This window comes from Pseudomonas aestuarii (genome assembly GCF_027988105.1).
GTDB classification, from domain to species: domain Bacteria; phylum Pseudomonadota; class Gammaproteobacteria; order Pseudomonadales; family Pseudomonadaceae; genus Aquipseudomonas; species Aquipseudomonas aestuarii.
Map to the genome: position 1 here is coordinate 38144 of NZ_JAQJZJ010000016.1, position 22056 is coordinate 60199.

The following is a 22056-nucleotide window of genomic DNA, read 5'->3' on the forward strand; positions in this document are numbered from 1 at the left end:
TGGTTATTCCGAAACTCTAGTTGAACATTCGATAAAGCCAACTTTAACGGGGCAATCTGCCTGCAGCGGAAGCCTGACAGCCCGGTTTACCCTGGCGCGGCAAGGCTCCTCGCGCCCTTACAACCCGGCGTCGTGCAGGCGCCGGGCATGCGCCACGAACAACCCAACCGGGTCGGCGCCCTTGCCGACCAGGCCGAAGGTCTGGTTGACGATATCGAAGTGGTCGAGCGGAAAGTCATCGCCGATTACCGTGCCCAGGTGCGAGCTGTAGCGCCCGACCATGCCGTCGCAATGCCCGGCTTCGCGGCGAAAGGTGCGGGCGAATATTCGGCAGGCACGGTTTGGTCCGTCGAAGCGGTTGCCGCCACGATCGGTGATGCCCGGTTGCAAGGTGCCGGACCAGGAGTAATAGCGCACGCCATTGACCTCGGCCGCACCCTCGCCGCCCCAGGTGGCCGGCAAACCTTGGGGGAACTGCCGATTGAAGGCGGCGACGCCCTCGGTGGTCAGTGACTGCTGGGCGGCGGCGACATCGACGGGCAGGCGCGGGCCTTGGTAGCCGGTCTCCAGCCAGGCCATGCACCGGGCCACGCCGCGTAGCACGGCGGCCAGGAACCGCTCGCGCCAGCTGCCATGGGGCGCCTTGCGCTGGAGAAAGTCAGCCAGTTCAGAACCATGATTGGGACCGGCGACCGAGGTCACCGAAGCCACCCACTCGGGCTTCAGGGCGGCGGCGTAGCGCGCAGTCAGCGCGCCCTGGCTATGACCGATCAGGTGCACCTTGTCGGCACCGGTTTCCTTGAGTATCCGGGCGATCCGTTCGAGCAGTTGCTCGCCTCGCACCTCGCTGGAGTGCACCGCGGACACCAGCACCGGGAAGACCCTGGCGCCCTCGCGGCGAAGCGCCGCGATGATGCCGAACCAGTAGGAATAACCGAGCAAACGGATGAAGCCGAGCAAGCCCGGCACCAACACCAGGGGGTAACGTGGCGCAGCGGTAGTCGACATAACTGATCATCCCTGTTTGAAACAGATGGATCGGCGCCGCGGGCAGCAACGCCGATAGGTGCGCAAGGTGCAGCCAACCATAACCCGAAGTCGGCGCAAACATGCAGGCAGGGCACCGGCGCCACAATCAGCAGGATCGATGGCCACTATCAGAGCGCTTAACTTCTTATTCGCAGCCAGGTCCCTAGTATTGGCTCCCGTAGCCCTTGATCCCCACCTGGAGGAGCCAATCATGCAACGCATCATCCTCATCAGCCTGCTGCTGGGCCTGTTCGCCGGCAATGCGGCAGCATTGCCTAATCAGCACCCGATGCCCTTGCTCGGTGAAGCGAAAGACAGTCAGCCAGAAACCCGGCCGCAGGATCGCCATGTCGCCGCAGGCGCTGCCACGCGCCTGCTGGAGCAGCGGCACCGCGGCTGAGTCACGCGGCTCAGAGTACCGCGAGCATCCACAACGGCAGCGTCAGCGCCGCCAGCACGGTGGAGAGAAAGACCGCCGAACTGACGTTGCGAGTGTCTTCCGGGGTTTTCGCGAAGGCCAGGATATTGACCCCGCTGGGGCACGCGGCCAGCAGCACCAGCACGCTGCGCGCCGCCTCGTTCAGCCCGGGCAACTGGGCACTCAACCACCAGACCATGGCCGGGAACAGCAGCAGCTTGGCCAACGCCAGCCCCAGCACCGTGCGGCTGGGGCGCAGGCGATAACGTGACAGGCTGGCGCCCAGCACGATCAGGGCACAAGGCAGCGCCGCCTGGGCCAGCCACTCGACCACCCGCCACAATGGCTCTGGCACCCGCAAGCCGGACAGATTGAGCAGCGCGCCCAGCAACAAGCCGATGATCATCGGATTGGCCAGATTCTTCAGCAGCGCCCAGCCATTGACCCGCTCTTGTCCACCGAACGCGGCGTAGAAGCTGTGCATGGAAAACAGCGTGAGGCTGTGGAACACCAGGATGGCGAAGACATAGACCAATCCCTCCGGCCCCATCAGGCTGGTGACCAGGGGAATGCCCACCAGCACGTTATTGGAAAAGGCGGCGCTCAGGCCCAGCGGCGTAGCCGTGCCGCGCTGCCTGTGGGCGAACAGGTTGACCAGGCCGAACACCAGCAGCACCGGCAGGTAATAGGCCAAGAGCAGCATCGGCGACAGGCCATCGCCCAGGGAAGCCCTGGCGATGCCGGCGAATAGCAGCGTCGGCATAAACAGCTTGAAGGTGATGTTGGCCAGGCCGGCCGCCGACTCGGCGCTCAGCCACTGGCGCCAGCCGAGCAGGTAGCCCAGTACGATCAACACGAAGATCGGCAGAATCGCCAGCACAACCAGCATAGTTACAGATACTCCCGAACCGCGCGAGCAAACCGCCGACGCTCACTTTGAAGGCGCGCAAGCATACCCGCGCGCCTGGCGATTTACGACAGAGCGCAGGCCCGCGCCGTGCAGCAGGCCCGCCCCAGCTCCCCAAGGGCTTGCGGCATTTCCCAGGCCCATGTGACTGACGCAACCTCGCGCCGCTGGCGCACATAATCCGCGGCAAAAGCCAGGGCAGCGTGCCGGGCGGCCGCCGAGAAAAGCGCCAGCGCCTGGACAGGCCAGCGCTAATCGCACCAAAACAAAGCGGGCATCCCAGGCGCGCACCAAAAAACCCCGCCTGACGCCCCAATTCCGCCCGCCATTCGCCGCGCAGGCCGCTGCCGGCCTGGGCCCGCGCCGCTTGGCAAGGCCCTTGCTCTGTAGAGCGGCATCATCCTGCCGGAAACTGCCCCCATGCTGGTGATCCACCAACGCATCGCCGCCCAGGAGCACTGGGACGCGGAACTCGAATTGACCTTCGAGGCCCGCAGCAAAAGCCGCCTGCGCTGCTTCAGCCGCAGTGGCGAAGACGTCGGCCTGTTCCTCGAACGCGGCCAGCCGCCCTTGCACGACGGTGAATGCCTGAGGGCCGAAGACGGCCGCATCGTGCGCGTCTGCGCCCGTAGCGAACAGTTGCTGCACGTCACCTGCGCCGATCCCTTCGAGCTGATGCGCGCGGCCTATCACCTGGGCAACCGCCACGTCGCCCTGCAGCTTGGCGACGGCTGGTTGCGCCTGCCCGACGACTACGTGCTCAAGGCCATGCTCGAGCAACTGGGCGCCAAGGTCGCGCCGATCGAGGCACCCTACCAGCCCGAGCAAGGCGCCTACGGCGGCGGTCACCACCACTCCCATGCCGGCGATGCCGAATTCAGCTACGCGCCGCGCCTGCATCAGTTCGGGGCGCGCAAGTGAACGAGGTCTGGGTTCTGCTCGGGCCGGCCTACCCGCAATCAGCACATTGCCTGCCGCTCCCAGCGCAGCGCGCCTGCTTCAGCGCGAGGTGCCCCGGTGAATAAGTCTTGGGCGCTACTCCGGCTGGCCAGCCCGCAATTACCCATCGGTGGCTACAGCTACTCGCAAGCCCTGGAAATGGCGGTCGAGCAAGCACAGGTGACTAACGCCGAGAGCGCCAAAGCCTGGATCGCCGATCAACTCCTGCTCAACCTGGCGCGCTTCGAGGCGCCGCTGCTGCTGGCCCACTGCACGGCTGCAGTCGCCGGCGACTGGATGACCCTGCAAAGCCTCGCCGCCCAGCAGCGCGCCAGCCGCGAAACCCGCGAACTGCGCCAGGAAAGCCGGCAGATGGGCTACTCCCTCGAGCAACTGCTGAGCGGCTTGCCCGAGCTGGACCCGGCTGCCCGCGCGCTGTTTGCCGACCTGCAGGAACCCGGCCTGGCCGTCGCCTGGGCGCTGGCCGCCCGGGCCTGGCAGATCAGCCCCCAGGACGCCCTGGCGGCCTGGCTGTGGGGGTGGCTGGAGAACCAACTGGCGGTGTTGATGAAAACCCTGCCGCTCGGCCAGCAGGCCGCGCAACGTCTGACCTCGGAGCTGTTGCCGGTGCTCGAACTGGCGCAGCAGCAAGCCACCCAACGGCCTCGCGAACGCTGGGGCAGCGCCGCCTTCGGCCTGGCCCTGGCGAGCATGGCGCACGAGCGCCAGTACAGCCGTCTGTTCCGCTCTTGATAAGGAAAAAAACATGAACAGCCAACCCCTGCGTATCGGCATCGGCGGCCCGGTCGGCTCCGGCAAGACCGCCCTGACCCTGGCCCTGTGTCTGGCCCTGCGCGAGCGCTACAACCTGGCCGTGGTGACCAACGATATCTATACCCAGGAAGACGCCCAGTTCCTGGTGCGCAACCAGGCCCTGGCGCCCGAACGGATCATCGGCGTGGAAACCGGCGGCTGCCCGCACACGGCAATCCGCGAGGACGCCTCGATCAACCTGGAGGCGGTTGACCAACTCAACCGGCGCTTCCCCGGCCTCGACCTGATCATCGTCGAATCCGGCGGCGACAACCTCTCGGCCACCTTCAGCCCGGAATTGTCCGACCTGACCATCTACGTGATCGACGTCTCGGCCGGCGACAAGCTGCCGCGCAAGGGCGGCCCGGGCATCTGCAAATCCGACCTGCTGGTGATCAACAAGATCGACCTGGCCCCCCTGGTCGGCGCCTCGCTGGAGGTGATGGAACGCGACACCCTGAAGATGCGCGGCGCCAAGCCCTTCGTCTTCAGCAACCAGAAAGTCGGCCAGGGTCTCGACGAGATCATCGCCTTCATCGAACGTCACGGCATGCTTAACGTCGCCTGAGCCGAGCCACTTCCCCCCGTAAGGAGACCCCCATGACCCTGCGCACATCGCTGTTCGCCCTCGCCCTGTTCCTCAGCCCGACCGCGGCCTTCGCCCACAGCGGACATGAGCATGCCGGCGTGCTGGCCGGTCTGGCCCACCCGCTATTGGGCCTCGACCATTTGCTGGCCATGCTCGCCGTCGGCCTCTGGGCCGCGCAGCAGACTGGCGCGGCGCGCTGGGCGCTGCCCCTGACCTTCGTCGTCAGCATGCTGCTCGGCGGCCTGTTCGGCTTCGCCGGCATGCACATCCCGCTGATGGAAACCGCCGTCGCCGGCTCGGTACTGGCCTTCGGCCTGCTGGTGGCGGTCGCGGTACGCCTGCCGATGGCCCTGGCACTCGGCCTGACCGCGCTGTTCGCCCTGACCCACGGCGTGGCACACGGCCTGGAACTGCCGGCCCTGACCAGCCCCTGGGGTTACGCGCTCGGGTTCGTCATCGCCACCGCCGCCTTGCACGCCGGTGGCTACCTCATGGTGCGCATGTTGCCGCAAGCGGCGGCGCCACTGCTGCGCCTTGCAGGTGGCGCCTCGGCGCTCACCGGCGTATGGCTCCTGGCCACGTAGCGCCTATATCCCTGGGCAAGGTCTGCAACAGCGGGTGGATGACGCTTTCCATCCACCAACTGCGAAGGACGATTACCAGCGTCTGATCAGCGATTTGCCGACCGCGCCCTGCAACTGCTCGGCCGCTCGACGCAGCGCGGTGCGCTGGATCGGTAACCCAGGCTGCAATTGAGCAAAAAACCAGCAACTAGTGCCATGCCTAGTCCTGTGTGGCCTGGGTACAAGCGCGCTCAGCTTATCCACAGATCGCTCCACAGCTGCACTGGATAACTATCCTGGATGGACCTGGTACGCCGGACAATTCCCTGAAATGACTGGATTATTCCTTGACCAGAAGCGGCGGGCCATGCCCTCTCGGGGTACCCGACTGGATTGATCAAAAGTTGATCAATCCGCGCAAAGCCAGGACTAGCAAGGCCTTCGGCCAGGCATACAGAGTTACCCACAGGCCTACCCACAATAGTCGTGGACAACTTTGTGCTTTTATCCCCAGCCCTTGGATAACTCAGCCAAGCATCTGTTTTCACAATAAAAACCAGACTGGTCAAAAAACACACAAGCAGCCTGGACAGCCGCGCAACTAGGCCTGCACACGTCTACACCCACCTTATCCACAGCTCGCTCCACAGTCTTTGTGGGCAACTCGCTGGAATAGTTATCCACTTGCCCTGCGCCGCCCGGAAGCTATCGTCATCATCGAGACAATCAACCAGCCTGAACCCCCTTCAGGGTTGTAGCCTGATTACCAGGCAACAGGAGAAAAGCCATGCATCTGGATGAATTGCTACGCAGCCTGCTCGTCGCCTATGCCGCAGGCGCCTGCGGCAGCAGCGCCGAATGAACAGCCTTATCGCTTGGTAGACGCGCGCAGACTGGCTAACCTGTGCAGCCTTTCACTGCCAGGAAGCGAGCATGACTTTGCGTTCAATTTGCGTGTTCTGCGGCGCCAGCCCCGGCGCCCAGCCGATCTACCGCCAGGCGGCGGCAGACCTCGGGCGTCATCTTGCGGAACAGGGCCTGCGCCTGATCTATGGTGGCGGCGCGGTTGGCCTGATGGGGGTGGTCGCCGATGCGGCCATGGCCGCCGGCGGTGAAGTCATCGGCATCATCCCGCAGAGCCTGGAACGCGCCGAAATTGGCCATCAAGGCCTGAGCCGCCTGGAAGTGGTGGAGGGCATGCATGCGCGCAAAGCCCGCATGGCCGAACTCAGCGATGCGTTTATCGCCCTGCCCGGTGGCCTCGGCACCCTGGAAGAATTGTTCGAAGTGTGGACCTGGGGGCAACTCGGCTATCACCACAAGCCGCTCGGCCTGCTCGATGCGGGCGGTTTCTACGGCAAACTCGGCGAATTCCTCGATCACCTGGTCAGCGAACGCTTCGTGCGCGCCCAGCACCGCGCCATGCTGCAACTCGGCGAGTCGCCGTCCGAACTGCTGCAGCTATTGCGGAGCTGGCAACCGAGCGGCGAGCCCAAGTGGGCGGAGCGCGACCCCGACTGAGGGCTGCTAGAGCGCCGAATGCAGCTGGACTTCCTCGACGGCATCGGCACGGGCAGGCTGCACCTCCTCGGTCAGCTCGCTGATCAGTGCCCACTGCTGGTCGAGCTCCTTGCTGACCGCCTCCAGCCTGATGATCATCCGCGATCCGGCGCCGCGCACACTGATGTCGGCGCTGCGCATCAGGTCGAATGACAGGGAGGTTATCGCGGCGGTCAGGTGGGTGAGGCTGCGCGAGGTGTGGGCGAGGAGTTCGCTGAGCTGCTGTTCTTTGGGTGACATATCGGCCTTTCCTTGGCAGGTAATTGCAGTGTGCATCAATCCTGCGAAGACTCTCGCAGGCACCTGATGCAGTGGTCAAGATATTATTTCTGCCGCTCTCAGCTCAAGCAGCATAGGCCTTCGCTAGCGTGATCATTTAGCCGGATGAACGCTGCCGCCTTGCTCTGGCAAGTGGCACCGGCCTACGCAGGCCGGCGCACATCCGTTACCATCGCGCCACTCACGCAAAGAGATGCGGCATGTATATCTATCGATTGGTTCTGATCCTGGTAGTGGGGATCTACCTGTTCTCCCCAGCGATCATGGACTGGTGGATCGACCCCAACGGCGCGTGGTACCGGCCCTATTTGCTCTGGCTGATCCTCATCGTGGTGACCTTTATCCTGCAGAGTCAACGCGATGCCGATGAACTCTGATCCCTGCCGGCGAAACCCAGGGCCAAATGACCGCCATTCACCTTTTTTCGCAGGGTCAACGTGATGCTGACGAGCTTTAGCCTTAGCCAGCTGATCCTGATCAGCGCCGCCTACCTGCTGGTGCTGTTTGGCGTCGCCTGGGCCAGCGAACACGGCTTGATCCCGCGCGCGATCATCCGCCATCCGCTCACCTACACCCTGTCCCTCGGCGTCTATGCCAGCGCCTGGGCCTTCTACGGCACGGTGGGCCTGGCCTATCAGTACGGCTATGGTTTTCTCGCCAGCTACCTGGGGGTGTCCGGGGCCTTTCTGCTGGCGCCGGTGCTGCTCTATCCGATCCTGCGCATTACCCGCACCTACCAGTTGTCGTCGCTGGCCGACCTGTTCGCCTTCCGCTTCCGCAGCACCTGGGCCGGCGCCCTGACCACCGTATTCATGCTGATCGGCGTACTGCCATTGCTGGCGCTGCAGTTCCAGGCGGTGGCCGACTCGATCGGCATCCTCACCCGCGAGCCGGTGCAGGAACGGGTGGCGCTGGCCTACTGCGGACTGATCATCCTGTTCACCATCCTGTTCGGCGCCCGCCATATCGCCACCCGCGAGAAACACGAAGGCCTGGTGTTTGCCATCGCCTTCGAGTCGGTGGTCAAGCTGACCGCCATCGGCATCATCGGCATCTATGCGTTGTATGGCGTGTTCGATGGGCCGCAGGACCTGGAGCGCTGGCTGGTGCAGAACCAGGCCGCCCTGGCCAGCCTGCACACGCCGCTGCAGGAAGGCCCCTGGCGTACCCTGCTGCTGGTGTTCTTCGCGTCGGCCATCGTCATGCCGCACATGTACCACATGACCTTTACCGAAAATCTCAACCCGCGGGCGCTGGTCAGCGCCAGCTGGGGCCTGCCATTGTTCCTGCTGCTGATGAGCCTGGCGGTGCCCTTGATTCTCTGGGCGGGCCTCAAGCTGGGCGTCACCACCAACCCGGAATACTTCACCCTCGGCCTGGGCATCGCGGTCAACAGCCAGACCCTGGCGCTGATCGCCTATGTCGGCGGCCTGTCGGCCTCCAGCGGACTGATCATCGTCACCACCCTGGCGCTGTCCGGCATGGTGCTCAACCATGTGGTGTTGCCGCTCTATCAGCCGCCCACCGAAGGCAATATCTATCGCTGGCTGAAGTGGACCCGGCGCGCCCTGATCTTCGCCATCATCATGGCCGGCTACGGCTTCTATCTGCTGCTGGGGGCCAAACAGGATCTGGCCAGCCTGGGCATCATCGCCTTCGTCGCCACCCTGCAGTTCCTCCCCGGCGTACTCTCGGTGCTGTACTGGCCGACAGCCAACCGCCGCGGTTATATCGCCGGCCTGCTGGCAGGCATCAGCGTCTGGACCGTCAGCATGCTGCTGCCGATGCTGGGCAACCTGCAAGGCTTCTACATCCCCGCACTCAACTTGGTCTATGTGCTGGACGACAGCAGCTGGCACCTGGCGGCCATCGCCTCGCTGGCCGCCAACGTCCTGGTATTCACCCTGGTCTCGCTGTTCACCGAAGCCAGTGCCGAGGAGAAGAGTGCCGCCGAAGCCTGCGCCGTGGATAACGTGCGGCGCCCGCAACGGCGCGAGCTGCTGGCCCAATCGCCCCAGGAGTTCGCCACCCAACTGGCCAAACCGCTCGGCGCCAAGACCGCCCAGCGTGAAGTCGAGCAGGCCCTGCGCGACCTGCACCTGCCCTTCGACGAAAGCCGCCCCTATGCCCTGCGCCGTCTGCGCGACCGCATCGAGGCCAACCTCTCCGGCTTGATGGGGCCGAGCGTGGCCCAGGACATCGCCGAGACCTTTCTACCCTATAAAGCCGGCAGCGAAACCTTCGTCACCGAAGACATCCACTTCATCGAGAACCGCCTGGAGGACTACCATTCGCGCCTCACCGGCCTGGCCGCGGAGCTCGACGCGTTGCGCCGCTACCACCGCCAGACCCTGCAGGAGCTGCCGATGGGCGTCTGCTCGCTGGCCAAGGATCAGGAAATCCTGATGTGGAACAAGGCCATGGAGGAACTGACCGAGATTCCGGCGCACCGCATCGTCGGCTCACGCCTGTCGGCGCTTGGCGAACCCTGGCGCGCACTGCTGCAGCACTTCATCGAACTGCCCGACCAGCACTTGCACAAGCAGCGCCTGGGCCTGGACGGCCAGACCCGCTGGCTCAACCTGCACAAGGCGGCAATCGACGAACCGCTGACACCGGGCAACAGCGGCCTGGTGCTGCTGGTCGAAGACCTCACGGAAACCCAGTACCTGGAAGACAAGCTGGTGCATTCCGAGCGCCTGGCCAGCATCGGCCGCCTGGCGGCCGGGGTCGCCCACGAGATCGGCAACCCGATCACCGGCATCGCCTGCCTGGCGCAGAACCTGCGCGAGGAACGCGAAGGCGACGGCGAGCTGACCGAGATCAGCGGCCAGATCCTCGAGCAGACCAAGCGGGTTTCGCGCATCCTCCAGTCGTTGATGAGCTTCGCCCATTCGGGCGGCCATCAACAGGCCGACGAACCGGTGTGCCTAGCCCAGGTGGCGCAGGAGGCCATCGGCCTGCTGTCGCTCAATCGGCGCAGCGTCGAAGTGGAATTCTTCAATCTGTGCGACGCCGACCACTGGGTTGAGGGCGACCCGCAACGCCTCGCCCAGGTGCTGATCAACCTGCTATCCAATGCCCGCGATGCCTCGCCACCCGGTGCCGCGATCCGGGTCAGAACCGAAGCCTCGGAGCACACCGTCGACCTTATCGTGGAAGATGAAGGCAGTGGCATTCCCAAGGCGATCATCGACCGTCTGTTCGAACCTTTCTTCACCACCAAAGACCCAGGCAAAGGCACGGGGCTTGGCCTCGCGCTGGTCTATTCCATTGTGGAAGAGCATTATGGCCAAATAATAATCGACAGCCCGCTCGACCCCGAGCACCAACGCGGCACCCGGATCCGGGTGACGCTGCCGCGGCATGTCGAAGCGACGTCCATAGCGAATTGAACCAGCGACCTGAGACCGTCGAGAGACCGAATTAATGCCCCATATTTTGATCGTCGAAGACGAAACCATTATCCGCTCTGCCCTGCGCCGCCTGCTCGAGCGCAACCAGTACCAGGTCAGCGAAGCCGGCTCGGTCCAGGAAGCGCAAGAGCGCTTCAGCATTCCCAGCTTCGACCTGATCGTCAGCGATCTGCGCCTGCCCGGCGCCCCCGGCACCGAGCTGATCAAGCTCGCCCAAGGCAAGCCCGTGCTGATCATGACCAGCTACGCCAGCCTGCGCTCTGCCGTCGACTCGATGAAGATGGGTGCGGTCGACTACATCGCCAAACCCTTCGACCATGACGAGATGCTCCAGGCCGTGGCGCGCATCCTGCGCGACCGCCAGGAAGCCAGGCAGGCGCCAAATACACCGGCCAGCGCCACCCCTGGCCGCAGCAGCGAAAAAGTCGTCGACAACAGCAATGGCGAGATCGGCATCATCGGCTCTTGCCCGGCCATGCTGGAGATGTACAGCAAGATCCGCAAAGTCGCACCGACCGACTCCAACGTGCTGATCCAGGGCGAGTCCGGCACCGGCAAGGAACTGGTCGCACGCGCCCTGCACAACCTGTCCAAGCGCGCCAAGGCCCCACTGATATCAGTGAACTGCGCGGCCATCCCGGAAAGCCTGATCGAGTCCGAACTGTTCGGCCACGAGAAAGGCGCCTTCACCGGCGCCAGTGCCGGACGCGCCGGTCTGGTCGAAGCGGCTGATGGCGGCACCCTGTTCCTCGACGAGATCGGTGAGCTGCCGCTGGAGGCCCAGGCCCGCTTGCTACGCGTGTTGCAGGAAGGCGAGATCCGCCGGGTCGGCTCGGTGCAGTCGCAAAAAGTCAATGTGCGGCTGATCGCGGCGACTCACCGCGACCTGAAAGGCCTGTCCAAGGTCGGCCAATTCCGTGAAGACCTGTATTACCGCCTGCATGTCATCGCCCTGAAACTCCCGGCATTGCGCGAGCGTGGCAGCGACGTCAGTGAAATCGCCCATGCCTTCCTCAAGCGTCAATGCACGCGCATGGACCGCGAGGACCTGCATTTCGCCGCGGATGCCGAACAGGCAATCCGTCATTACACCTGGCCAGGCAATGTGCGCGAACTGGAGAACGCCATCGAGCGCGCAGTCATCCTCTGCGAAAGCTCGGCGATCTCGGCCGAGCTGCTGGGCATCGACATCGAGCTGGACGACCTGGATGACGACGACTTCATCGGCCTGCCGTCACAGTCCAGCAGCACTAGCCACGAGCCGACCGAGGATCTTTCGCTGGAAGACTATTTCCAGCACTTCGTCCTCGAACACCAGGATCACATGACCGAAACCGAACTGGCGCGCAAGCTCGGCATCAGCCGCAAGTGCCTGTGGGAGCGCCGCCAGCGCCTGGGTATTCCACGGCGCAAGACCGGCGCGGCCACCGGCTAGCCGGCCAAGCACAAAGCGGTCGCGCCCCCGCCTGCGCCCGCCATCCGCAGGATGGCGCGGGCCGCGCAGGCTTGAGCGCAGCGACACCCAGGCCGTGGCGTTCAGCGCAGCGATACCCATCACAACGATGGGCGGCCACTCAACCAGCCCGGCGGCATGCAACCGGTCGATGGGTATCGCTACGCCCATCCTACAAAAGCCCGATCGCGATTACCTTGAGCAACCGGTGAGCCATGGGCCGCAGCACCTGCGCGAGAATGACTGCGAGCGCAGATTAGCCGAGCTGCCGGCCAAAACACGGAGACCGATTGTCGAGCGCAAGGTTCCCCTCGCTGTTACCGCCCCAACACCGCGTAACAAAGTCCGGGGCTTAAGGTAACGAGCGCATGGCATTTTCATCCCGAACGCCCACCCGTGAATCGGCTTAAGCCCTTGTATTACTGGGATTCACAAAACCTGGCACGGCTCATGCTTTATGTATTGGACAACAACAATAACAAGTACTGCACCCGATAATAAAAACAAGACGTACCGACTCCAGCACAATAAAAACAACACGGCGGAGGCGCAGCTAACTGATTCTTTTGGAAAGTAATTGCCGTTGGGGCTTGCCCCGCAACCAGACAGAGAACAACAAAACTGCCTCGAGGCAGATCCCGTACTGGTTGGGTCACAACACGATCATGGCAGCGTCAGCATTCAAAACAATCCGTTTGCTATTGACTCCTGGCTTAGGAGGATTCCAGACAGTCGTTGACTGGATGGAACGGGCAACTCAACAAAAACAACAAGCCCGCCATAATAATAAAAACAAAGCACGCACCTACTTGGGGGGGAGCTTCGGCTCCCCCAGTAGCTTGTGCAAAACACCTCTCTCCTGCTGCTTCCTACACCATCCCCCGACACAATGCTAGAATCCGCGCCATTCCAGTGGTCAGCGTTTATCCTGGCCTGTCATTTCGTCAAACAGTGCATCCCATGCTGAAAAAGCTGTTCAAGTCTCTCCGCTCGCCCCTGCGCCGTGGCAAACACCCGCACAGCACTCCCGAAGTGCTGAGCAGTAGCCAGCACCCGATCAACCGCGGGGAAATCAGTCGCTACGCCACCAGCGTGGTCGAGCGCCTGCAACACGCTGGCTACCAGGCCTATCTGGTGGGCGGTTGCGTGCGCGACCTACTGCTCGACATCGACCCCAAGGATTTCGATGTGGCCACCAGCGCCACACCGGAGCAGGTGCGTGCCGAGTTTCGTAACGCCCGGGTCATCGGCCGCCGCTTCAAGCTGGTACATGTGCACTTCGGCCGCGAAATCATCGAAGTCGCCACCTTCCGCGCCAATCACCCCGAGGGCGACGAGGAAGAGAACAGCAACCTGTCTTCGCGCAACGAGAGCGGACGCATCCTGCGCGACAACGTCTATGGCAGCCTGGAAGATGACGCCCAGCGCCGCGACTTCACCATCAATGCGCTGTACTACGACCCGGCTACCGAGCGCATTCTCGATTACGCCAACGGTGTGCACGACATCCGCAATCACCTGATCCGCCTGATCGGCGACCCGACCCAGCGTTACCAGGAAGACCCGGTACGCATGCTGCGGGCCGTGCGCTTCGCCGCCAAGCTGGACTTCGATATCGAGAAGCACAGCGCCGTGCCGATCTACAAGCTGGCGCCGATGCTGCGGGAAATCCCCTCGGCGCGCCTGTTCGAAGAAGTGCTCAAGCTGTTCCTCGCCGGTTATGCCGAGTTCACCTACGAACTGCTGGTCGACTACGGCTTGTTCGGTGAACTGTTCCCGGCCAGCGCCGCGGCGCTCAAGGCCGACCCGGACTATACCGACGCCCTGATCCGCAACGCCTTGATCAGCACCGACCTGCGCATTCAGCAGAAGAAAACCGTAACTCCGGCGTTCCTGTTCGCCGCCCTGCTCTGGCCCGCCTTGCCGGCACGCGTGATCAAGCTGCAGGACCGTGGCATGCCGGCGATCCCGGCGATGCAGGAAGCAGCGCACGAACTGATCAGCGAACAGTGCCTGCGCATTGCCATCCCCAAGCGTTTCACCATGCCGATCCGCGAGATCTGGGATATGCAGGAACGCCTGCCGCGACGCAGTGGCAAGCGCTCCGACCTGCTGCTGGAAAACCCGCGCTTTCGCGCCGGTTACGACTTCCTCCTGCTGCGCGAAAGCGCCGGCGAACAAACCGGCGGGCTCGGCGATTGGTGGACGGCCTATCAGGACGCCAGCGACAGCGATCGGCGCGGCATGATCCGCGACCTCAGCCAGGAGGCCAGTGGCGATGCCCCACGCAAACGGCGGCGCAGTGGCAGCAAGCGCAAACGCGCGCCAGGCGCCGATGGTGCGCCCAAACCTACTGCCCGCGAATAATGCAGCGGGTGTACCTTGGCCTCGGCAGCAACCTTGCCGAGCCGCTCGCGCAACTGCGCGGCGCCCTCGCGGCGCTGGCCGCGCTGCCGCAGTCGCAGCTGGTCGGCACCTCCTCCTTCTATGCCAGCGACCCGCTCGGCCCGGCCGATCAGCCGCGCTATGTCAACGCCGTGGCGGCGCTGGAGACCGCACTGCCCCCACTGCAACTGCTCGACGCCCTGCAAGCCATCGAGCTGAATCAGGGTCGTGAGCGCAAGGCCGAACGCTGGGGGCCGCGCACCCTCGATCTGGATATCCTGCTATTCGGCGACCTGCTGCTCGACGAGCCGCGCCTGCGCGTGCCGCATTACCACATGCACGCCCGCGCCTTCGTACTCTACCCGCTGGCCGAACTGGCCCCCGACCTGCGCCTGCCCGACGGTCGTGCCTTGCCGGATCTGCTCGCCGCCTGCCCCTTCGAAGGCCTGGAACGCCTGCCCGAGTAGACCGCGACTGCGCAATGGATTGCCCCCACGGCAAGCCCCCAGGTGGGCAAATTGGCGGTAACGCCAGTAACAGGTCGGTAACACCTGCAATTGACTTCGCGCGTCCCCATCATGACTATAGGCGTCCCGTTGCCCCGCACCGGTGCACACCGAGGCCAATGCAGGCCACTTTGAAGCAGCCCTATTGCTTGCTGAACGCCTGAGTGAGGACGATTGTTATGCCTGTCATTACCCTGACCACCCTGCAAAGCCTCAAGCAGAGTGGCGAGAAAATCGCCATGTTGACCTGCTACGACGCCACCTTCGCCCAGACTGCCTGCCAGGCTGGAGTCGAGGTGCTGCTGGTTGGCGACTCCCTCGGCATGGTGTTGCAGGGTCACGACAGTACCTTGCCGGTGAGTGTCGCCGACATGGCCTACCACACCGCCTGCGTGAAACGCGGCAACCAGGGCGCCCTGATCCTCGTCGACCTGCCCTTCATGGCCTACGCCACCACCGAGCAGACGCTGCACAACTGCGCGCTGCTGATGCAAGCCGGCGCTCACATGGTCAAGTTCGAGGGCGCCGCCTGGCTGGCCGAGCCGATCCGCCAGCTGGCCGAGCGCGGCGTACCGGTCTGCGCGCACCTGGGCCTGACCCCGCAAGCGGTGAATATCCTCGGCGGTTATAAGGTCCAGGGCCGCCAGGAAGCCCAGGCGCGCCAGATGCGCGCCGACGCCATGGCCCTGGAACAAGCCGGCGCGGCCATGCTGCTGCTCGAATGCGTACCCAGTGAACTGGCGGCGGAAATCAGCCAGGCGGTGAAGATCCCGGTCATTGGCATAGGTGCCGGCGGCGCCACCGACGGCCAGGTACTGGTGCTGCACGACATGCTCGGCTTGTCCCTCAGTGGGCGCATGCCCAAGTTCGTGAAGAATTTCATGGCCGGGCAAAGCAGCGTCCAGAATGCGCTCAGCGCCTACGTCAAGGCAGTCAAGGACTGCAGTTTCCCAGCCAGCGAACACGGATTCTCTGCATGAACACGGTTAAAACCATCCGCGAACTGCGCGCAGCCGTTGCCTTGGCTCGCGCCGAAGGCAAACAGATCGGTTTCGTCCCGACCATGGGCAACTTGCACGCCGGGCATATTGCCCTGGTCGAGAAAGCCGCCCAGCGCGCCGACTTCGTGGTTGCCAGCATCTTCGTCAATCCGTTGCAGTTCGGCCCTGGCGAAGACCTGAGCAGCTACCCGCGCACCCTGGCAGCCGACCAGGAGAAACTCCTTGATGCCGGCTGTCACCTGCTGTTCAACCCTGATGTGGACGAGATGTACCCCGGCGGTATGGCCAGCCAGACCCAGGTTAGCGTGCAAGGTGTCTCCGAGGGGCTGTGCGGCGCCAGTCGGCCCGGCCATTTCGACGGCGTCGCCACCGTAGTGACCAAGCTGTTCAACCTGGTACAGCCGGACCTGGCAGTTTTCGGTCAGAAGGACTTCCAGCAGCTGGCGGTGATTCGCACCCTGGTGCATGACCTGAACATACCGGTGCAGATTATCGGCGAGCCGACCATCCGTGCCGAGGATGGCCTGGCGCTGTCTTCGCGCAATGGCTACCTGAATGCCGAACAACGCGCCGCCGCGCCGACCCTGTACCGCAGCCTGCAACAGATCGCCACTGCGCTTGGCGCCGGTGAGCGCGATTTCGCCAGCCTGGTCGAGGCAGCACGTCAGCAACAGCTGGCCGCGGGTTTGCGCCCGGACTACCTGGAAATTCGCGAAGCAAATAGCCTGCGCCCGGCAACCGCCAGCGATCGCCAGTTGGTGATTCTCAGTGCGGCCTTTCTCGGCAGCACCCGCCTGATCGACAACCTGACGCTCGACCTCGACCCCACGCTGTGAGCGACGCCCCCGTGAGCCTGCGATGGGCCGCGGCAGCAGACGCGCGCTAGCCTGCCGCCTGGCTAACCGGCGGCAAGTCGCTGCGCTAGCGCTTGCCTTATCCAGGCTCACGCCAGTTACACTGAGGCCCGCTCTTGCCGGGTTTTTGCGCTGTTTGTTGACCATGCAGCAGTCTTGTAGTGCATGGGCGACAGCGGAACGCCGCCCGACGGCCCCTACAGACGGCGTATTCTGACTATTCAGTTAGGGCAACCGCCAATACGGGCATCGCCTTTTCGTTACCCTGGCGTCGATTCACCCAAGATTGCTCAAGCACAAGGAAGCCACCTCACATGGCGTACTATCAGCACCCCCTCGATGTCACCGCCCTGCCCACCTGGAAGGCCCTCGAGTCGCACCGAGCCGGCATGCAGAGCTTCAGCATGCGCGAGGCGTTCAACAGGGACGCACAGCGTTTCGAACACCTCTCCCTGAGTAGCTGTGGCCTGTTTCTCGATTACTCGAAAAACCTGATCACCCTTGAAACCCGCGACCTGCTGGTCAGTCTGGCCAAGGAATGCGGACTGGAGCAGGCTATACGGGCGCAGTTCGACGGCGAGCCGATCAATGCCTCGGAAGCACGTCCCGCCCTGCACACCGCGTTGCGCCGGCCAATCGGCGACAAGGTGCTGGTCGATGGCGACGACGTGATGCCCGAGGTCCAGCGTGTCCTGCATCAGATGACCGAACTGGTCGGGCGGGTGCACGATGGCCTGTGGCGTGGCTACAGCGAGAAGCCGATCACCGACGTGGTCAACATCGGCATCGGCGGCTCCTTCCTCGGCCCGCAACTGGTCTCCGAAGCCCTGCTGCCCTTCGCCCAGCGCGGTGTACGCTGCCACTACCTGGCCAATATCGACGGCAGCTCCTTCCACGAACTGGCCGCCAAGCTGCGCGCCGAAACCACCCTGTTCATCGTTTCCTCGAAATCCTTCAGCACCCTGGAAACCCTGAAGAACGCCCAGGCCGCGCGCAGCTGGTACCTGGCCCAGGGCGGCCCCGAGGCCGAGCTGTATCGGCACTTTATTGCAGTCTCCAGCAACACCCAGGCGGCAGTGGCCTTCGGTATCCACGAAGAGAACGTGTTCCCGATGTGGGACTGGGTCGGCGGGCGTTATTCGCTGTGGTCGGCCATCGGCCTGCCGATCGCCATGTCGATCGGCATGTCCAACTTCAAGGAGCTGCTGTCCGGTGCCTACAGCATGGACCAGCACTTCCTGACCGCCCCCTTCGAGAGCAACATGCCGGTACTGCTGGCCCTGCTGGGCATCTGGTACGGCAACTTCTGGGGCGCCCAGAGCCAGGCGATCCTGCCGTACGACCATTACCTGCGCAATATCACCAAACACCTGCAGCAACTGGACATGGAGTCCAACGGCAAGAGCGTGCTGCAGGACGGCCAGCCGGTGCGTTGCGCCACCGGCCCGGTAATCTGGGGCGGGGTCGGCTGCAACGGCCAGCATGCCTACCACCAGTTGCTGCACCAGGGCACCCAGTTGATTCCGGCCGACTTCATCGTCCCGGTGGTCAGCTACAACCCGGTGGCCGACCACCACCAATGGCTGTACGCCAACTGCCTGTCGCAGAGCCAGGCGCTGATGCTCGGCAAGAACCGCGAAGAAGCCGAAGCCGAGCTGCGCGGCCAGGGCCTGAGCGAAGCCGAAGTGCAGCGCCTGGCACCACACAAGGTCATCCCCGGCAACCGGCCGAGCAACACCCTGGTGCTCGAACGCATCAGCCCGCGCCGGCTCGGCGCCCTGGTGGCGATGTATGAGCACAAGGTATTCGCCCAGAGCGCGATCTGGGGCATCAACGCCTTCGATCAGTGGGGTGTCGAACTGGGCAAGGAGCTGGGCAAGAGCGTCTACTCGCGCCTGGTCGGCAGCGAGGAAAAGCCTGCCGAGGATGCCTCGACCCAGGGCCTGATCGAGTTCTTCCGCGGCCGCCATCGCGGCTGAAGCCGGCCGCGAGGAATGAGGTTGTGCCCCACCAAGGCCACCTCATTCCTCCCCCTCTCGAGCCTGCGCCGATCCAGGGGGCGCCTCGGCCAACCCATCTGACCATCCAGCCACCAACACCGCTTTATCGGCCCCTGGCCGTTTTCCGACTGCTAACCTTAGGCCATCGAGGCCACACAAAAATAAGGACCAGCCATGTTCGCGATCACCCGCCACCCCGTCAGCGATGCCATGCGCCAGCGTGCACACCTCAACGACGAGGATTATCAGCGCCTGTATCGGCAATCGATCGAGCAACCGGCAACCTTCTGGGCCGAGCAGGCCAAGGCCTTTCTCGACTGGTCGAAACCCTGGGACGAGGTCTACAGCGGCGACCTGAAAAAAGGCCAGGTGAGCTGGTTCAAGGGCGGCCAACTGAATGTCAGCTACAACTGCATCGACCGTCACCTGAAACAGCGCGGTGAGCAGGTCGCGCTGATCTGGGAGGGCGACAACCCCGCCGAATCCGCCCACATCACCTACAACAAACTGCACCACCATGTCTGCCGCCTGGCCAATGTGCTGAAGAGCCGCGGCGTGGGTAAAGGCGACCGGGTGTGCATCTACATGCCGATGATCCCGGAGGCAACCTACGCCATGCTCGCCTGCACGCGCATTGGTGCGGTGCATTCGGTGGTGTTCGGCGGCTTCTCCCCGGATGCGCTGCGCGACCGCATCCTCGACGCCGATTGCCGCACGGTGATCACCGCCGACGAGGGGGTGCGCGGCGGCAAGTACGTGGCGCTCAAGGCCAACGTCGACCAGGCGCTGCAGAGCTGCCCGGCGGTATCCACGGTGGTGGTGGTCGAGCGCACCCAGGGCGAGATTGACTGGGTCGAAGGCCGCGACATCTGGTACCACAAGGCCCTGCACGATGCCTCCAGCGACTGCCCAGCGGAGCCGATGGACGCCGAGGACCCGCTGTTCATCCTCTATACCTCGGGATCGACGGGCAAGCCGAAGGGCGTGCTGCACAGCACCGGCGGCTATCTGCTGATGGCCGCCATGACCCACAAGTATGTGTTCGACTACCACGAGGGCGATATCTACTGGTGCACCGCCGATGTCGGCTGGGTTACCGGCCACAGTTACATCGTCTACGGCCCGCTGGCCAATGGCGCCACCAGCCTGGTGTTCGAGGGGGTACCCAACTACCCGGACGCCTCGCGCTTCTGGCAGGTGATCGACAAGCACCAGGTCAACATCTTCTACACCGCCCCGACCGCTATCCGCGCCCTGATGCGCGAAGGCGAAGCGCCGGTGAAGAGCACCTCGCGCTCGAGCCTGCGCCTGCTCGGCAGCGTCGGCGAGCCGATCAACCCGGAAGCCTGGGAGTGGTACTACCACGTGGTCGGCGAGATGCGCTGCCCGATCGTCGACACCTGGTGGCAGACCGAGACCGGCGCCATCCTGATTACCCCGCTGCCCGGTGCCACCGACCTCAAGCCCGGCTCGGCGACCCGCCCATTCTTCGGTGTGCAACCGGCGCTGCTGGACGAACAGGCCAAGGAGATCGACGGTCCGGGCAGTGGCGTGCTGGCGATCAAGGCCAGCTGGCCGAGCCAGATCCGCAGCATCTACGGCGACCATCAGCGCATGGTCGACACCTACTTCAAACCCTACCCCGGCTACTACTTCACCGGCGACGGCGCGCGGCGCGACGAGGACGGCTACTACTGGATCACCGGCCGGGTCGACGACGTGATCAACGTCTCCGGTCATCGCATCGGCACCGCCGAGGTGGAAAGCGCCCTGGTGCTGCATGACGCGGTCGCCGAGGCGGCGGTGGTCGGCTACCCGCACGACATCAAGGGCCAGGGCATCTACGCCTTCGTCACCCTGATGAACGGCGCGGAGCCCTCCGACCAGCTGCAGCAGGAACTGCTGGCGCTGGTCGGCAAGGAAATCGGCAGCTTCGCCAAACCGGAGCTACTGCAATGGGCGCCGGGGCTGCCGAAGACCCGCTCGGGCAAGATCATGCGGCGCATCCTGCGCAAGATCGCCTGCAATGAACTGGACACCCTCGGCGACACCTCGACCCTGGCCGACCCGACAGTGGTCGACAACCTGATCGAGCAGCGCCTGAACCGCTAACCTGTAGGCGCAACGCAGCGGCGGCCACTCAGGCGCGCAGCGAACAGTCCGTCGCCGTGGCGTTCTCTACCGCCTCGGCGGGCGTACTGCTTGGCGAATACGCCCTGCCGTCTTGAAACCGGCGGCTCGCAACAGCAGACTGCGGCCATGGAATTTCTCCGCCGCCACATCGAAACCCAGGTATTGAGCCTCAGCGGCATCGCCCTCGGCCAGATCGACTTTGAACACCCCGAGGGCGATCCCGGCCTGTTCGGCCCCGACTCGGTGAGCTGGCAGGTGCATGGCGACTTCACCAGCATGCTGATCGGCGGTATCAGCGCCCTGCTCTTGCAGGCGCTGCACCCGCTGGCACTGGCCGGGGTCTGGGATCACTCGAACTTTCGCAACGACCTGCTCGGTCGCCTGCGCCGCACCGGTCAGTTCATCTCCGGTACCACCTTCGGCGCCCGCGCCGATGCCGACTGGCTGATCGACAAGGTCAAACGCATCCACCTGCAGGTAACCGGCACGGCGCCGGATGGCCGCCCCTATGCGGCCAGCGACCCCGCGCTGCTGACCTGGGTGCACGTGGCCGAGGTGCACAGCTTTCTCCAGGCCCACCTGCGCTACCGCAACCCCCGACTGAGCGAAGCCGACCAGGATCGTTACTATGCCGAGATCGCCCTCATCGCCGAGCGCCTCGGCGCCAGCCAGGTGCCGCGCTCGCGCCACGAAGTCAGCGCATACCTGACAGCCATCCGCCCACAGTTGCGCTGCGAGCAACACTCCCAGGAGATTCTGCGCATCCTGCTCGAGGCCCCGGCGCCCAGCGCCCTCGCCGTGCCGGTGGGCAAACTACTGACCCAGGCCGGCATCGACCTGCTGCCGGCCTGGGCGCAGACCATGCTCGAACAGCCCATCGGCCCGCTGCGCAGCCGAGTGATTCACGCCGGCGTACACAGCCTGGCCCCGGTGTTGCGTTGGGCCGTGCGCAGCGGCGCCATCCACCGCGCGCGCAAACGCCTGGGACTGCCGCCCGCTTGATGTCGCCTCGAGCAGCGTGCGCTAGCGCCTACAGCTGACCGGCCGGTTCGCGCACTGGCCCAAAACCTAGCCCCTGTGCAACCATAACGCCCTAGCTGCCACTCACCGCCGCCACTCTCTTGAGGAACCCCATCATGCAAGAAGTCGTCATCGTCGCCGCCACCCGCACTGCCGTCGGCAGCTTCCAGGGTTCACTGGCAGGTATCGCC

Annotated in this window: 20 protein-coding genes; 17 read left to right on the plus strand and 3 right to left on the minus strand. The window is 64.3% G+C overall.

The window, feature by feature from the left end; all coding sequences use genetic code 11:
- Window positions 1–117: 117 nt before the first annotated feature.
- Window positions 118–1008 (minus strand): esterase/lipase family protein, encoded by an 891-nt coding sequence (locus PH586_RS22585; protein WP_271350062.1) that lies wholly within the window; start codon window positions 1006–1008, stop codon window positions 118–120.
- Between the two features lie 232 nt (window positions 1009–1240).
- On the opposite strand from PH586_RS22585, the gene PH586_RS22590 reads away from it, so the two are divergent.
- Window positions 1241–1429, plus strand: a complete 189-nt coding sequence (locus PH586_RS22590) for a hypothetical protein (protein ID WP_271350063.1) — start codon at window positions 1241–1243, stop codon at window positions 1427–1429.
- 10 nt (window positions 1430–1439) lie between these two features.
- Here the strand turns inward: PH586_RS22590 and PH586_RS22595 are convergent, their stop codons facing one another.
- Window positions 1440–2336, minus strand: a complete 897-nt coding sequence (locus PH586_RS22595; RefSeq protein WP_271350064.1) for an AEC family transporter — start codon at window positions 2334–2336, stop codon at window positions 1440–1442.
- Window positions 2337–2774: 438 nt separating this feature from the next.
- Here PH586_RS22595 and ureE point away from each other — a divergent pair, with 438 nt between their 5' ends.
- The 5 genes from ureE (at window position 2775) to PH586_RS22620 (ending at window position 6779) form a co-directional block, all read left to right on the plus strand.
- Window positions 2775–3275 carry an urease accessory protein UreE gene (ureE, locus tag PH586_RS22600; RefSeq protein WP_271350065.1) on the plus strand — a complete coding sequence of 167 codons (501 nt, stop codon included), beginning with the start codon at window positions 2775–2777 and terminating at the stop codon, window positions 3273–3275.
- Between the two features lie 96 nt (window positions 3276–3371).
- Entirely contained in the window at window positions 3372–4046 is a 675-nt protein-coding gene (locus PH586_RS22605; RefSeq protein ID WP_271350066.1) for an urease accessory protein UreF, read from the plus strand.
- A 13-nt stretch (window positions 4047–4059) separates the two neighbouring features.
- Complete coding sequence (gene ureG / locus PH586_RS22610) at window positions 4060–4674, plus strand: urease accessory protein UreG (RefSeq protein WP_271350067.1); 615 nt, start codon at window positions 4060–4062, stop codon at window positions 4672–4674.
- 32 nt (window positions 4675–4706) lie between these two features.
- Window positions 4707–5279 carry a HupE/UreJ family protein gene (locus tag PH586_RS22615; RefSeq protein WP_271350068.1) on the plus strand — a complete coding sequence of 191 codons (573 nt, stop codon included), beginning with the start codon at window positions 4707–4709 and terminating at the stop codon, window positions 5277–5279.
- Between the two features lie 912 nt (window positions 5280–6191).
- Window positions 6192–6779: an LOG family protein gene (locus PH586_RS22620; RefSeq protein ID WP_271350069.1), complete on the plus strand. Its 588-nt coding sequence runs from the start codon at window positions 6192–6194 to the stop codon at window positions 6777–6779.
- 6 nt (window positions 6780–6785) lie between these two features.
- Here PH586_RS22620 and PH586_RS22625 read toward each other — a convergent pair whose 3' ends face one another.
- Window positions 6786–7058: a hypothetical protein gene (locus tag PH586_RS22625; RefSeq protein WP_271350070.1), complete on the minus strand. Its 273-nt coding sequence runs from the start codon at window positions 7056–7058 to the stop codon at window positions 6786–6788.
- 239 nt (window positions 7059–7297) lie between these two features.
- On the opposite strand from PH586_RS22625, the gene PH586_RS22630 reads away from it, so the two are divergent.
- The 11 genes from PH586_RS22630 to PH586_RS22680 form a co-directional block, all read left to right on the plus strand.
- Window positions 7298–7474 carry a hypothetical protein gene (locus PH586_RS22630; RefSeq protein WP_003244646.1) on the plus strand — a complete coding sequence of 59 codons (177 nt, stop codon included), beginning with the start codon at window positions 7298–7300 and terminating at the stop codon, window positions 7472–7474.
- Between the two features lie 63 nt (window positions 7475–7537).
- Window positions 7538–10492 carry a sensor histidine kinase gene (locus PH586_RS22635; RefSeq protein WP_271350071.1) on the plus strand — a complete coding sequence of 985 codons (2955 nt, stop codon included), beginning with the start codon at window positions 7538–7540 and terminating at the stop codon, window positions 10490–10492.
- Between the two features lie 34 nt (window positions 10493–10526).
- A complete protein-coding gene (locus tag PH586_RS22640) occupies window positions 10527–11948 on the plus strand; it encodes a sigma-54-dependent transcriptional regulator (protein WP_271350072.1) in 1422 nt (473 codons plus the stop codon).
- A 978-nt stretch (window positions 11949–12926) separates the two neighbouring features.
- A complete protein-coding gene (locus tag PH586_RS22645; RefSeq protein ID WP_271350073.1) occupies window positions 12927–14333 on the plus strand; it encodes a polynucleotide adenylyltransferase PcnB in 1407 nt (468 codons plus the stop codon).
- Complete coding sequence (folK, locus tag PH586_RS22650) at window positions 14330–14818, plus strand: 2-amino-4-hydroxy-6-hydroxymethyldihydropteridine diphosphokinase (protein ID WP_408637039.1); 489 nt, start codon at window positions 14330–14332, stop codon at window positions 14816–14818. Before PH586_RS22645 ends, folK begins: the two co-directional genes overlap by 4 nt.
- A gap of 218 nt (window positions 14819–15036) precedes the next feature.
- A complete protein-coding gene (gene panB / locus PH586_RS22655; RefSeq protein WP_271350076.1) occupies window positions 15037–15837 on the plus strand; it encodes a 3-methyl-2-oxobutanoate hydroxymethyltransferase in 801 nt (266 codons plus the stop codon).
- A complete protein-coding gene (gene panC / locus PH586_RS22660) occupies window positions 15834–16694 on the plus strand; it encodes a pantoate--beta-alanine ligase (protein ID WP_271350077.1) in 861 nt (286 codons plus the stop codon). Before panB ends, panC begins: the two co-directional genes overlap by 4 nt.
- A 332-nt stretch (window positions 16695–17026) precedes the next feature.
- Window positions 17027–18691, plus strand: a complete 1665-nt coding sequence (gene pgi / locus PH586_RS22665) for a glucose-6-phosphate isomerase (protein ID WP_271350078.1) — start codon at window positions 17027–17029, stop codon at window positions 18689–18691.
- 195 nt (window positions 18692–18886) lie between these two features.
- Entirely contained in the window at window positions 18887–20824 is a 1938-nt protein-coding gene (gene acs / locus PH586_RS22670) for an acetate--CoA ligase (RefSeq protein ID WP_271350079.1), read from the plus strand.
- 147 nt (window positions 20825–20971) lie between these two features.
- Entirely contained in the window at window positions 20972–21847 is an 876-nt protein-coding gene (locus tag PH586_RS22675; protein WP_271350080.1) for an oxygenase MpaB family protein, read from the plus strand.
- A 134-nt stretch (window positions 21848–21981) separates the two neighbouring features.
- Window positions 21982–22056 (plus strand): hypothetical protein (locus PH586_RS22680; RefSeq protein ID WP_271350081.1); only part of this gene is annotated, 75 nt, incomplete at its 3' end.